Source organism: Paraburkholderia sp. 31.1 (genome assembly GCF_014397645.1).
GTDB classification, from domain to species: Bacteria; Pseudomonadota; Gammaproteobacteria; order Burkholderiales; family Burkholderiaceae; genus Paraburkholderia; species Paraburkholderia tuberum.
In genome coordinates this window covers 1-12,037 of record NZ_VZQN01000084.1, presented here as the reverse complement: position 1 = coordinate 12,037, position 12,037 = coordinate 1, and the positions used below count along the sequence as shown (strand labels likewise).

The 12,037-nt window shown below is 60.6% G+C and carries 17 protein-coding genes and 1 pseudogene; 15 read left to right on the top strand and 3 right to left on the bottom strand.

Annotation, left to right across the window (positions count from 1 at the left end; all coding sequences use genetic code 11):
* Positions 1–144: 144 nt before the first annotated feature.
* Together F6X37_RS34225 and F6X37_RS34220 are read left to right on the top strand one after the other, a co-directional pair.
* Positions 145–384: a helix-turn-helix transcriptional regulator gene (locus F6X37_RS34225; protein WP_187614431.1), complete on the top strand. Its 240-nt coding sequence runs from the start codon at positions 145–147 to the stop codon at positions 382–384.
* Positions 371–760 carry a hypothetical protein gene (locus F6X37_RS34220; RefSeq protein ID WP_187614429.1) on the top strand — a complete coding sequence of 130 codons (390 nt, stop codon included), beginning with the start codon at positions 371–373 and terminating at the stop codon, positions 758–760. Before F6X37_RS34225 ends, F6X37_RS34220 begins: the two co-directional genes overlap by 14 nt.
* Here the strand turns inward: F6X37_RS34220 and F6X37_RS34215 are convergent.
* Positions 736–939 carry a hypothetical protein gene (locus F6X37_RS34215; RefSeq protein WP_187614435.1) on the bottom strand — a complete coding sequence of 68 codons (204 nt, stop codon included), beginning with the start codon at positions 937–939 and terminating at the stop codon, positions 736–738. The genes F6X37_RS34220 and F6X37_RS34215 overlap by 25 nt on opposite strands.
* Here F6X37_RS34215 and F6X37_RS34210 point away from each other — a divergent pair.
* From F6X37_RS34210 to F6X37_RS34150, 13 genes are all read left to right on the top strand, one after another.
* On the top strand, positions 922–2,199 hold the full coding sequence (locus F6X37_RS34210) for an AAA family ATPase (RefSeq protein ID WP_316252026.1): 1,278 nt from the start codon (positions 922–924) through the stop codon (positions 2,197–2,199). The genes F6X37_RS34215 and F6X37_RS34210 overlap by 18 nt on opposite strands.
* The gene (locus F6X37_RS34205) at positions 2,196–2,723 is read left to right on the top strand and encodes a hypothetical protein (protein ID WP_184061337.1); all 528 of its coding nucleotides are present in this window, start codon (positions 2,196–2,198) and stop codon (positions 2,721–2,723) included. Before F6X37_RS34210 ends, F6X37_RS34205 begins: the two co-directional genes overlap by 4 nt.
* Before the next feature lie 73 nt (positions 2,724–2,796).
* Entirely contained in the window at positions 2,797–3,405 is a 609-nt protein-coding gene (locus tag F6X37_RS34200; protein ID WP_260321200.1) for a hypothetical protein, read from the top strand.
* A gap of 141 nt (positions 3,406–3,546) precedes the next feature.
* Positions 3,547–4,254, top strand: a complete 708-nt coding sequence (locus F6X37_RS34195; protein WP_184061336.1) for a YkgJ family cysteine cluster protein — start codon at positions 3,547–3,549, stop codon at positions 4,252–4,254.
* Between the two features lie 523 nt (positions 4,255–4,777).
* A complete protein-coding gene (locus F6X37_RS34190) occupies positions 4,778–5,143 on the top strand; it encodes an SWIM zinc finger family protein (RefSeq protein ID WP_184061335.1) in 366 nt (121 codons plus the stop codon).
* A complete protein-coding gene (locus F6X37_RS34185; protein ID WP_187614427.1) occupies positions 5,143–5,787 on the top strand; it encodes a hypothetical protein in 645 nt (214 codons plus the stop codon). The genes F6X37_RS34190 and F6X37_RS34185 overlap by 1 nt, the downstream gene beginning before the upstream one ends.
* A 148-nt stretch (positions 5,788–5,935) precedes the next feature.
* Positions 5,936–6,511, top strand: coding sequence for an HD domain-containing protein (locus tag F6X37_RS34180; RefSeq protein ID WP_184061333.1), 576 nt, complete (start codon positions 5,936–5,938; stop codon positions 6,509–6,511).
* Positions 6,483–6,698, top strand: coding sequence for a hypothetical protein (locus F6X37_RS34175; protein WP_187614425.1), 216 nt, complete (start codon positions 6,483–6,485; stop codon positions 6,696–6,698). Before F6X37_RS34180 ends, F6X37_RS34175 begins: the two co-directional genes overlap by 29 nt.
* 89 nt (positions 6,699–6,787) lie before the next feature.
* Entirely contained in the window at positions 6,788–7,009 is a 222-nt protein-coding gene (locus F6X37_RS34170) for a hypothetical protein (protein ID WP_184061332.1), read from the top strand.
* Positions 7,010–7,110: 101 nt separating this feature from the next.
* The gene (locus F6X37_RS34165; protein ID WP_187614423.1) at positions 7,111–7,689 is read left to right on the top strand and encodes a hypothetical protein; all 579 of its coding nucleotides are present in this window, start codon (positions 7,111–7,113) and stop codon (positions 7,687–7,689) included.
* Positions 7,690–8,126: 437 nt separating this feature from the next.
* A complete protein-coding gene (locus F6X37_RS34160) occupies positions 8,127–8,321 on the top strand; it encodes a hypothetical protein (protein WP_262420131.1) in 195 nt (64 codons plus the stop codon).
* A 177-nt stretch (positions 8,322–8,498) separates the two neighbouring features.
* Positions 8,499–9,815, top strand: coding sequence for a DUF2974 domain-containing protein (locus tag F6X37_RS34155; protein ID WP_187614419.1), 1,317 nt, complete (start codon positions 8,499–8,501; stop codon positions 9,813–9,815).
* Between the two features lie 14 nt (positions 9,816–9,829).
* On the top strand, positions 9,830–10,648 hold the full coding sequence (locus F6X37_RS34150; protein ID WP_187614418.1) for an ankyrin repeat domain-containing protein: 819 nt from the start codon (positions 9,830–9,832) through the stop codon (positions 10,646–10,648).
* A gap of 144 nt (positions 10,649–10,792) precedes the next feature.
* Here F6X37_RS34150 and F6X37_RS34145 read toward each other — a convergent pair whose 3' ends face one another.
* Together F6X37_RS34145 and F6X37_RS34140 are read right to left on the bottom strand one after the other, a co-directional pair.
* Positions 10,793–11,911, bottom strand: coding sequence for a tyrosine-type recombinase/integrase (locus tag F6X37_RS34145; protein WP_187614416.1), 1,119 nt, complete (start codon positions 11,909–11,911; stop codon positions 10,793–10,795).
* 9 nt (positions 11,912–11,920) lie between these two features.
* Positions 11,921–12,037, bottom strand: a pseudogene (locus F6X37_RS34140) (IS5/IS1182 family transposase); the annotation flags it as partial.

The following is a 12,037-nucleotide window of genomic DNA, read 5'->3' as shown; positions in this document are numbered from 1 at the left end:
CCTTCGACAAGAACCCACCCACCCCCGAGGCCTTTTCCGGGGTAGGTTTTCTGAACCCACCCGGCTATTCACAGCCGGTTCGTGTCAATCTAATACCGCCATGCCGCGCCAATCCGGCGCGCACTTTCTCATCGAAGGTGAATCATGGCCGAACAACTCACTCCCATCCTGATCCCGCGCCGCCGCGTGTCCGAGATTACCGGACTTGAACGCAGCGCCCTGTATGAGCGCATCGCGCGTGGCGCTTTTCCGCAACCGGTGCGCATCGGCTCCGCCGCTGTGCGTTGGGTCGAAGCTGAAGTTGCTGAATGGGTGCAGCAGCAGATCGACGCGAGCCGCACTCAGCAACCGGCCAACAAAGGTGGCCGCCGTGGCCGCGCCTGAACCGGAGAGCAGCGCGCCGCCTCGCGACGCCGAAGCGCTCGCCGCCGCCCGCGCCGAATTTTGGGCGCGCTGGCGCGGCGAACTGCCTTCTTATGCCGAAGCGCGTCGTATTGCTGCGCGCGCGGTCCGCGATGAAGCGGTCCCGACTGCGGAGCCGCGCAAGCCGCAACCATCGGTCCGAGTCGTCAGCCGGTCCGGTCGGACCGCTGCATCACTGCGCGCGTGGTTTGACGTACGCATCGCGAAAGAGCTTGCCCGCTGCGAGCACGGCATGACGGCGAACGAATGGCGCGAGCACCGCGAATGGATCGAGGAAAACGCGCGCGGGAGCCTGATGGAAGCACTCACGCGTCACGCGGCGAAGGGGGCGCTATGAGAAACCCACCAGACGGCCGGGCCGACGACGAACTGACGCCGTTCGTCGAACTGATCGAATTCAGCAACACTCGCCGCGAACAGATCCAGCGCGGACGCCAGCGCGCCGCCGAAGGTGCAAAGGCGGCAGTAGCCAGGGCCGTACAGCCGGAATGCGCAAAGGTGAATCACAACCGCCATGCTTTCGCGAACAGCCGACCGGCAGACGAAGCCGCCGTTCTGCTTCAGTGTGCGGCGAATGTGAAGCCGCAGCCGGTTACATGGCTGTGGCCGGACTGGCTCCCCGCTGGGAAGCTGATGATACTTGCGGGCGCAGCGGGAACCGGCAAGACTACGCTTGCGCTCAGTCTCGCCGCTGTTGTGACGCGCGGCGGCGCGTGGCCGGATGGAACCACATGCGCACACCCAGGCCAAGTGTTGATGTGGAGCAGTGAGGACGACCCCGCCGACACGCTGGTGCCGCGCCTGATGGCGGGCGGAGCGGACCTGAACAGGGTGCATCTGGTCTGCAACGTGGCGAAGGCGGACGGCGAACTCGTGCCGTTCGATCCGGCCCGCGACATGCCACTGTTGAGCGAGCGCATGGCGAGCATGGGCGGCGTGCGGCTGCTGATTGTCGATCCGGTTCTGAGCGCTGTCGGTGGCGATGCGCACCGCGCCAATGACGTGCGCCGCGACCTGCAACCGCTGGTTGATCTGGCCGCGCGTCACGGCTGCGCGGTAATCGGCATTTCGCACTTCTCCAAGGGCTCGAAAGGCAACGCGCCGGTCGAGCGCGTAATCGGCTCCCAGGCGTTCGGCGCACTTGCCCGCATGGTGCTGGTCACGGTCAAGGAGGAAGGCGCGGAGCGCCGGATTCTGGCGCGCGCGAAATCCAACATCGCGCCTGATGATGGCGGCTTCGCCTACGCGCTGGCGCGTATTGAGGTCGCTGCGGGTATCCCCACGAACGCCGTGATCTGGGGCGAACGGATCGAGGGCAGCGCGCGCGATATCTTGGGCGAGGTCGAGCAGGAAGACGACGAACGTAAAACGCTGCGCGACGAAGCGCGAGAGTTTCTGGCCGGACTGCTGGCAGATGGCCCGATGGATGCGCGCCGTATCAGGAGGGACGCTGACGGCGCGGGCTATAGCTGGTCAACGATGTTCCGCGCCGCCCGGGAGCTCGGCGTCGAAAAAGAGAAGACCGGTATGAAGGACGGCTGGCGGTGGACCTTGCCGAAGATTTCAGGCCACGAAGATTTCACGAAGAATCTCGAACACGCCAGCCTGAAATCTTCGGAGGGGCGTGAAATCTTCGGTAGCGACGCGGGTTTGCGGTCTGCCCCTTTGGGCGGTTTTGCCGAAGATTTCAGCGGCGGGGAGTTGGAGTTTTCGGCGAAACCTTCGACGCAAGCCCGACCCGGCGACGACGATAGCAGCGTGAAGGATTCGGTATGAACGCGGCTGATATCGTGGAGCGCGCCGCTGCGATGTGTGTGCGTCTGTGGATCGAGGGCGAGCGGATCAGCATGGAAGGACCGTCGCGCGCGGTTGCGACGATCAAGCCTGAGATCGCGGCGCACAAGCCGGAGATTCTGGCCTACCTGCATGGCGGCGCGCGTGCGGAAATCACGTTGGCGCCAGCCGTTAGCGCGCCCCCAAGCGCTGACGTGGCCGACGATTGCGCCGGGGCGCTGATCGCCCCGAACGGCGGCGCGTATCTGCCTTGGGGGCCGTACCTTGCGGCGTACAACGTGCGGCGGCTGCGCGGCGAACTGTTCGCAATGGTTGACGAAGTGGCGCGGGCCGAACGCTGGACGCACGAGCGCTACGCCGACACGATGCGCCGCGCGGCCAACGGGCCGCTCGCGGACCTGTTGCCGAACATCGAATACTTCCACGCGAAGATGATCGAATGCCGCGCCGATATCGAGGCGCGGGCGCTGCTGGAGGCGCGTTCGTGGCGTTATGAGGGGCGTTGAGATGGCAACCAGGCGAACCGAAAAAGCGGCGAAGCAGGCGGCAAACCCGCCGACCACGAAGGGCAACCCGGACATGCTGGAAATCACGGACCCGCGCTATGTAGACCCGGTAAAGCGCGGCGCAATGCTCGCATCGAGTCCGCTTGTACGCGGCGCGGTGACGGGCCGCAAATACAGCGAAGGGATCTTTGGCGCGGACACCGACCTGACCGCATACGTGGCCGAGCTTCGTATGCAAGTGGATTCGGTAAAGCAAGGCGACATGCAAGGTCTCGAATCGATGCTTGTGGCACAGGCGAACACGCTCGACATGATCTTTAACCACCTTGCCCGCAAGGCGACTTACAGCGAATACCTGAACCAGATGCAGGCGCATCTATCGCTGGCGCTCAAGGCGCAGGCGCAATGCCGCGCGACGCTCGAAGCGCTGGCGGAGATAAAGAACCCGCGCCCGGTGGCCTTCGTGAAACAGGCGAACATCGCGCACGGACCGCAGCAGGTGAACAACGGCAGGGCGCCGCCCGAGCCTCGCGAGCACGCGCGGGAGAATTCTGAAACTCCCTCAAACGAACTAGTAACGAACGACAATGCGCCGCCCCTGGCTGATGGGACCTCGGCTGAGATTCGCGCGGGCATTGAGATGGCGGGGCCGCGGGTACGCAGCAACAGCGCTGGTAGCTAACTCCAGCGCGCAGGAAATCGCCTCGGCCCAATTAGCACGTTTGCGACTTATCTGATTGACGAACAGGAATACTCTCGTTCACGATGACTTGCGGCCCGCGACCTCTCGTGGACCGGTCACCAAATCTGAACGGAGAACAATATGAACGAAAGAGAAGTTCTGGCACGTGCGAGCGAACTGGTCGAAAGTGAGGTCACCCTTTGTACATCGGCAATAGAGGCGACGACGAGCGGTACTGTTCGAGCGAAACTGATGCCCATCTACCGTCGCATGGACAAGGCACTGAGCGCATCAACTAGCAAGGTGGATTGCGGCCCCGGTTGCGACTACTGTTGTTACTACCATGTCTTAGTAACCGGCGCAGAAGTGTTCGCGCTTGCCGAGCATATCAATGCCCAGCCAGCTGACCGCCGGAAGACACTCTCTGACCGCGTGGTAGAGACCGCCAAGCGCGTTGCCCCATTGAGTTCGGTCGAGTACATCCAGACCAACATACCGTGTGCTTTCCTTGAGGACGGTCGCTGCACAGTGTACGAAGCACGGCCTTCGGCTTGCCGGGGTTTCCACTCTTGCGACGTGAAAGGCTGTAGGGCCGCGTTTGACGATCCGACTCTTAACGACCCGAACGCTTGGGACCCCGAGCGTCAAGCGGCCAGCATCGGATATAAAAACGCGCTTTTGGCCTCGCAATATAAAGCGGGTTGTGATGCAACCAGCTATGAGATGCACACGGCCCTTGCAGAAGCACTGACCAATCGTTCGGCATTCAAACGCTGGAAGGCGGGGAAGATAGCCTTTCCCACAGTCAACGACCGCGTCTCTATCGAAGAAGCCGCAGCAGGTAACTGATCTTCATCGCATGCGGCTCAACGGGACGCCCCGGCGAAGCCACAGGAAAAAACAGAGGTTCCACGCTCATGGGACCACACTGGACAGCGGAGCAACGGACCAGACGGGCAGCAGCGATCCGGCGCTGGAAACCGTGGGAAAGCGCAACGGGTCCGGTCACTGACGCAGGTAGGGCGGTATCCGCCGGCAATGCGGCTGTCCACGGCATGGCATCCACGCGCTGGCGGGTCGAACTGCGAGAACTGCATGCGCTGTTGCGCGCGACTGTAAGAGACGGCAGGGACACTGAATCGTTCGGCCCGTGAAAGACCCGAGTTGCCTCCTAGACGGGAGTTTGGCCCGTTGTTTTCCCCCTTGTAGTTCAAGCTGATCTTATTTTCAGATTTATCTGATTCCACGTTTCCCAGAATTAGAGAAACCTGCCGGTCGGGCGCGTTTCGTTCTGCCCTCAGCGCGTTACGCTGCAGCGTCGCTTTTTCAACGCGTCGCCTCCTGAACAACCACGAAACGGGATTGAACGACGATGGCGGATGGAAAGCCAGAGACGATTGTCTTCGCGGTGCAGGGCTCTTCGCCGGAGCCTTACCGCGTCACATTCGAACGAAAACACTCCGAAGTACGGGCATTCTGCACCTGCACCGCCGGACAGAATGGGCTGTATTGCAAGCACCGTATGCACCTGTTACAGGGCGTCGTGGATCAGATGGTGGCCGGCGACCTAGAGAAATTGAGCGTTCTTGCGGACTGGCTCCAGGATTCTCCATTGGGCTTCGCCGTTCAACAGCTTGACGCCGCTGAACTAGCGTTGGATCAGGCGAAGCGTCGCGTCTCCAACGCCAGGAAAGCCCTTTCTTCGGCGATGTACGGAAAATACAAAGGAAACGAATAATGGCACGAGGGGGTTCTAACGGGAAGCAGTCTTTCAGACGAATTCCGCTGCAAAGCATATCTTTTTCCGATGTGCGAGGTGAGGTCAAGGGGTTCGCAAATTCGTGGTTTTTTTGGGTTCATGAAGCGTTCAAGGACGCATTGGACATTCGGTTCGTTGAGCGCATCGACCGGGAAAAGACAGCAGTGCTGCGCGAAAGAATGTCTCAGGAATCGTCAGGGTTGCCAATAGCAGAACTTCGACGCAGGAAGGAGGAGAGCGCCGAACTGAAACAGACGCATCAAACCGTGATGAAGGCGGCGCGAAAGCAGATTTTGGAAACTGAGGCTATATCACCCTCGTGTACCTTTCGGGCAACCGACTCGTTCGAGAGCCGCTGCGGTAAGTGGTACATCCAGGTTACGCGGGAGAACAATGAAAAAATCGTCGGTACCGGAGACGACACCAAGATTAGTCATGAAGAACTCGGCGTGGAGATCTATCGCCGCTCCACTGATCCGGCCACACAGTGGGAGAAACACTCGTCGGCCAAACTGCAACAATCAGAACTTGCCCAGCTCCTCAAGACTGGTAAAGCCGGGACCTTCAACCTTACGGCCGATAAGGCTGATGCAGTGCTCCCCCCACAGCTCCTCTTGTTTTAACGCAAATGCCGTGTTCGGTTAGGACGATGCCCGCCAGTTCATGAAACTGTGTTCGCCATATTGAACCTGTGAAGGCGACGAACCGCGAGAGCCGTATGCTGTCTATCAGGTTTTGGAGTTCGCAACTGAGTTTACGAGGATACGTAGCATGGGTTTATATCCAGGATCTCGATTTGAAGCCGAGGGCTTCATGTTGATTGAGCGCGCTCGAATGTTTGCGATTGGCGCACACACCGCGATCGGTCAGCGACGAAAATATACTGCCGAGCCCTACAGCGTCCATCTTGAGGAAGTCTCCAGCCTCGTGTCGACTGTGGAAGGGGTAACTCCCGACATGGTCGCGGCGGCATGGTTGCACGACACGGTTGAAGATACCGATGTGCCCTTGTCGCTGATCGAAACCGAATTCGGTGTCAGCATTGCGCGACTGGTTCGTGAATTGACGGCAGTATCCGGGCCTAACGACGGGGACCGTGCGACACGCAAGGCGCTGGACCGGGCGCATACGGCGGCGGCGTCCGCTGAGGCCCACACCATCAAGGCGGCGGACCTGATATCGAACCTGCGCACCGTGGAGGCGCGCGATCCGGCGTTCGCGAAAATCTACATGGCGGAGAAGGCGCTGTTGCTCGAAGTGCTTGTCAGAGCCGATGCAGGTCTGTGCTGTACCGTACGCTCGATCCTGCAGAACTACCATGAGCGGCACGCAGCGCACCGGATTTAAAGAGCTTGCGCGCAAGACGGCTTACTGGGAGTACCTGAAACAGATGCAGGCGCATCTTTCGCCGCCCTTGAAGGCGCAGGCGCAATGCCGCGCGACTTTCGAGGCGCTGGCGGAACTGAAGAACCCGCGCCCGGTCGCGTTCGTGAAGCAGGCCAATATTTCGAACGGGGCCGCAGCAAGGGAATAACGGGGCCGGGGCGAACATGACAGCGCGACTCCAGCGCCTCGCGCGCGGAGACAACACGGATACGTCGAACGAACTATTAACGGACGATCATGGGACGACACTGGACCGCGGAACAGCGCGCGAAGCAGGCCAATGCAATTCGGCGCTGGAAACCTTGGGACAGCGCAACGGGCCCGGTCACTGACGCGGGCAAGGCCACTGCCGCGCTCAATGCGCTGAAACACGGCATGCGCTCGGCGCAGTGGCGCGACGAACGGCGGCGCGTGAAAGAACTGCTGCGCGAGTGCCGCGCGCGGCTGGAAAAGCGATAGACCGGCGGCGCGGGTCCTTCCTGGCCGCACCTGCAACGCGGGCATTGCACACCGCGATTTTCGCGTAGCGACGGAATTGCGAAAGTTGTCCGAGGTGGAAAATGTCCGAACGTCTTAGCGCAAGCGAGTTTGCACGCCGCGAAGGCTGCGACGAAAAGCAGGTACGCCGCGCACTTGAGCGTGGCGCGCTTGTGCGTGGCGACGACGGACTGATCGACGCCGCGTTGATCGGCTCGGCGTCGCGCAAACCAAACCGCCGCACGCTGATGAAGACCGCGCCACGGCCTGAACGGATAGGCGACACGAACGCCCCACTGCGCAACGGCGGGACGCACATGGAGCCGGGAAATGCGGCAGGACAGGATATCGACGCTTTCCCGCGCATGCTTCCGCTGGCGGAGGCGCTACGCCTGAAGGAGCACTATGCGGCCCTGCTGCGCAAGCTCGAATACGAACAGCGGGAAGGGAGCCTGATCGAGCTTGCGCTGGCGGAGGATGTCGTGTTCAACCTGTTCCGCGCACAGCGCGACGCGTGGCTGGCATGGCCGTCGAAGGTCGCGCCGTTCATTGCCGCCGAACTCGGCGTGGAGGTTGACCGTGTTGCCACGTTGCTGGGCGAGCACGTCTGGCAGCAGCTATCCGAACTCGGTGAGCCACAGCCGGACTTCAGCGGTGGGTGAAGCAAAACGCGGTCGAACCATGCGTTATACTGCAAATGTCACGTTCACAGCGTGACCTTGGATTGGCGTCCGGGAAATGACAAAGGCGGGCAACCGCCGACCGGCGGTTTTTTTACGCCCGCATCAAGCGCCCCAATGGTCGGGCCTTGGTGGGGGAGCGCTCGCGCTCGCCGGTTTCCTTTGTCACCGGTACGCCAACCTTGCCTTGTGCCCGGCCACCCCGATTGGCGTCGGAGGGGTCGGGTTATCGAATCTGACAAAGGAGGTCGCAGCATGCGCCCTGTTCCCGCCCGTCCCAAGCAAACCCAATCCTCCATTCCATCCCACGACAGTATCGGCACGCTACACGCCGCCGCGCCCGCCTCCAACCAGGCCTACAACAATGCGACCGGGGGTAGGTCATGCCTGACTCTCGGAACGCCTCTGCACAACCGGATATGGCGACGCCTGACACCGCCGTTATCCGTGTCGATCAACTGCACGCACTGGCAGGGCTGTTGAGCCTGGAAGAGGTAGCGGAGCGGTTCTCCGCTCTTTCAACGGTTGCGCAGGTGTCGATTTTTGGTCTCTTCGAGGATGCGCTCGCGGACGTACGCGCCGTATTGGCGCGAACAGCGGCTTCTGGCGAATGAACTGCTACGCGGCCTCTTTAACCGGGGCCGCCAGACTCGAATCTTCCGCCCTATTCTGTTTCATCGAAAGCCGTGGAGATTTTGGGCTGTAGCCCATGTACGGACTGCCTGTCGCACGGTAATTATCTGACTGCTGTCAACCCCGGCAGCGACTTCAGATAGACCATCGACACACCTATGTCTCTGTCCATACTTGAAATGCACTCCGTGGAGCTGTTCTGCCAGCGGCCACCGGGTGCCTGTTATGTCATCTGCGACGAATGGCACTATAAAGCGTGCCTCGGCAAGGCCGCAGACCTTCAGAGGGCCAGTGCGGAGACGCGGGAATTTATTGCTATCCCCGCACTGAATCGCAGAAGGTGGGAGGAGGACCCGAAGCTGGTCAGGAATCTCATTGGCAGTCACTGGCTGTTTTTTCATGATGTACGGGACCGGAACCCTGACACCGATGGTTGGTGGGTCATCGTTGCTCTTCTCGAAGAGGTTCGCCGGGGCAAACTGCTTGCCGTTAAAGGTCCGCGTAATGGCCTGTTTCCGTCACCGTACAGCAGCACGCCGTTAATGAATCCCGTAGGGAGGACCGGCAGTCACCCGAACGGCGAACCCATTCTGTCTGTCCAGTATGATCCGGCCACCTGGCAAACCCGGCTGAACGCTGCGCGCGCAGCCAGGGCGACACTGCCGCGCATCGAGATACCACAGGAACTGACTAAGGCGCAGCGGTGGCAGACGCGCAAGGCGCTGATTGCGGCGGGCAATGCGGCCATGTCAGGGCGCGTGCGGGCAGCGGCTGAACGGCTCGCACGCAACAATGTCGCGGTGGAGAAGGCCAGACTCTCCGATCATGTCTACGAGCCGTCCAGGCCGGTGCCCGAAGGGTGGGCGAACCGCAGCGGGGATACGGAATTTCTGGATCGGTATGGGCTTGATGCCATGGACTTTACAATCAAGGGCTCGAACTTCAGGGCGCAGCTATACGAACCGGATGCGGCGGTCTTCGGTAGCGACATGAATCCGACGCTCGCGTTCAAGGGAACCGAAATGACAAGTCTGGCCGACTGGTCGAACAATGTTAACCAGAGCGTGAATATCGAATCGGAATACTACGAACGAGCAGTAAGGAGTGGCACGAAGCTACGTGAGATTACAGAACCTATCGACATAACAGGTCACTCGTTAGGGGGTGGCCTCTGTTCCGCCGCATCCGTCGCCAGCAGTAAGGACTGCTGGAGCTTCAATGCAGCGGGCCTGCACCCGAAGACCGTCGAGCGCTATGGCGGACAGGTCACGCCATCGAACATCAATGCGTACCATGTGAAGGGCGACATTCTGACCGTGGCACAGACGTGGACGCCCCTGCCCGGTGCAGCCGGTACTCCCTATCCCCTTTCCGGCAGTGGCTCGCCCGTGTCGCGGCACTTCATCAGGCAGGCAATAGACGGCATCGAGCAGCAGAAGGCGGAGGACGTCTCCGTACTTGAAACACTGTCGTAACGGGACTGAAAGCGATGAAAGCACTCAGTCGAATCCTTATCGTGCCGGTGCTGTTACTGGCGCTATCCCCTGTGGTTCATGCAATGAAAAAATTTCCCGCCACTGATTTTTTTAGCGGCCCGCAACTCGAACTGGCGCGGGCCATCGAGCGAGGCGACATGGAGCAGGTCAGGCTATTGGCACCGAAGACGGATCTGAAGACGCCCGGACGCAAGAACATGACGATGCTGTTTTTTGCGTTTCAGGAGGCGTTGCAGCGCGATCCGCATCGGCTTGCGGTTATGTCGGAGGTGGTGAAGGCCGGAGCCGATCCCTTGCAGGAAGTGCCGAATTTTGGTGATCCGCTCGGGGTCATGCTCAACAGCTCCCACCCGGAATTCCTGCGCGCGATGCTGGACGGTGGGGTTGATCCCAACACCATGATCGAGGGCCGTAGACCCATCATTTTCTTTGTTACAAGCGATCGTAAATTGGGCTCGCTCAAGCTGCTGGTGGAGCGAGGCGCGGATGTGAACCGGCGCGATTCATTGCGCAATACATCTCTCTACGAAGCGCTAACTGGCTATGACACCGGGGCAGTCAATTACCTTCTCGATCACGGAGCCAACCCCAACACGTACAACATCAATGGAATCTCGTTTCCAAGACAATTGGAATCGCAAATAAAACATGCGGGCCCCACCTCTGAATTAGGTGTCAAACTGGTCGAAATCCGCGACCGCATCATCAAGATGGACGTGAAATGGCCGCCTGAGACGCCGGAGCAGATAAAGGCACGATGGGGAGCCAGTTCTCCGCGCCGGCTCGACGACAGCAGGATTCCGCTGCCTTGAAGCAGGAACCGAAAGGGCTACATCCGTGTAGCCCTTTTTGCTGTCGCCATCAAAAATATGTGCAATGGGTAACCCCAGGCTTTCGCTGTGAACCGGCAAAATGCCAACGTTTGTTCACGCTGGAATGTGCGCTTTGTGCCGCAGTCAGGCAAGTGTGCCGATATGTTTCGCCCACCTCTCCATCATCGGGCGGCGCTGTTCCATCAGGTCGGTGCGGTGATAGGCGGCTTCAACCTTGTTTGCGACGGTATGTGCAAGCGCCCGCTCGGCCAAGTCGCGAGCATAGCCGTTTTCGCTGGCCCAATCTCTAAACGAACTTCTATAGCCGTGCGCGGTTGCCACGCGTCCCGGCGTGTCGCTCTTTGCTTTGACTCGGCGCAGCAGCGCCGTCAAGGTCATATCGGATAGCACCTTGCCGCGAGGCGACGGAAACACCAACGTCTCGTGCTGCTTCTGTTCCTTCAACGTCTTGACGACAGCAAGCGCCGCCGCCGAGAGCGGAACGCGATGCGGCTCTTTCGCTTTCATGCGCTCGCCGGGAACTGTCCACACGGCGGCGTCGAGGTCGAATTCGCCCCAGGTCGCGCCGCGCACTTCACCGCTACGCGCCGCCGTGAGAATCAGGAACAGCAAGGCGGCGCGCGTGTTGTCACCCCGTTCGATATGGCTCAATTGCGCCTTCACGAATGCGGGTATTTGACGCCAGGGCATCGCCGGTTGATGCTCCTTTTTTGCGCTCTGCTTCGGCAAGATGTGATCGACAACGGAGACCGGGTTCGCCGTGATATGACCGTGGGCCCAGGCCCATTGCATGACGGCGTGCATCCGCTGGCGGGTCCGGCTGGCGGTTTCGGCCTTCTCCAGCCAGATAGGCCGTAGCACTTCGGCACAATCGGCAGGCGTGATTGCATCGAGCGGCTTCGCGCCGAGCTTTGGAAACACGTAAGCCTCAAGTGATCGAATCCAATCAGCTGCGTGCTTCTCGTTTCGCCAGCCTGGTTTCAGTTCCTCGTGAACCTTGCGCGCCGCCTTTTCGAACGTGAGCGCGGTGGCGGCCATGCTGGCGGCTTGCTGGTCGCGGTCGCGTTCGTCAATAGGGTCTTTGCCTGCGTCGATCTGGCGGCGCATGGCGAGCGCCTTCTCGCGCGCATCGGCTATGGTGACTTCGGGATAGACGCCGAGGCCCGCATCGCGGCGCTTGCCCGTTACCGGGCTGGTAAAGCGTAGGGTCCATTTACTGCCCGTCTTGCCGGGGGTGAGCATTAGACGGTGTTAGGAACTTCGAAGTACTGGGATTGCATGGACAAGCATAAGCATGGCGAAGACGACAAAATGCAGACCTGCGAGTGTTTCGGGCAAGCGTTCGTAGTCACGTGCGAGGCGTCGAAA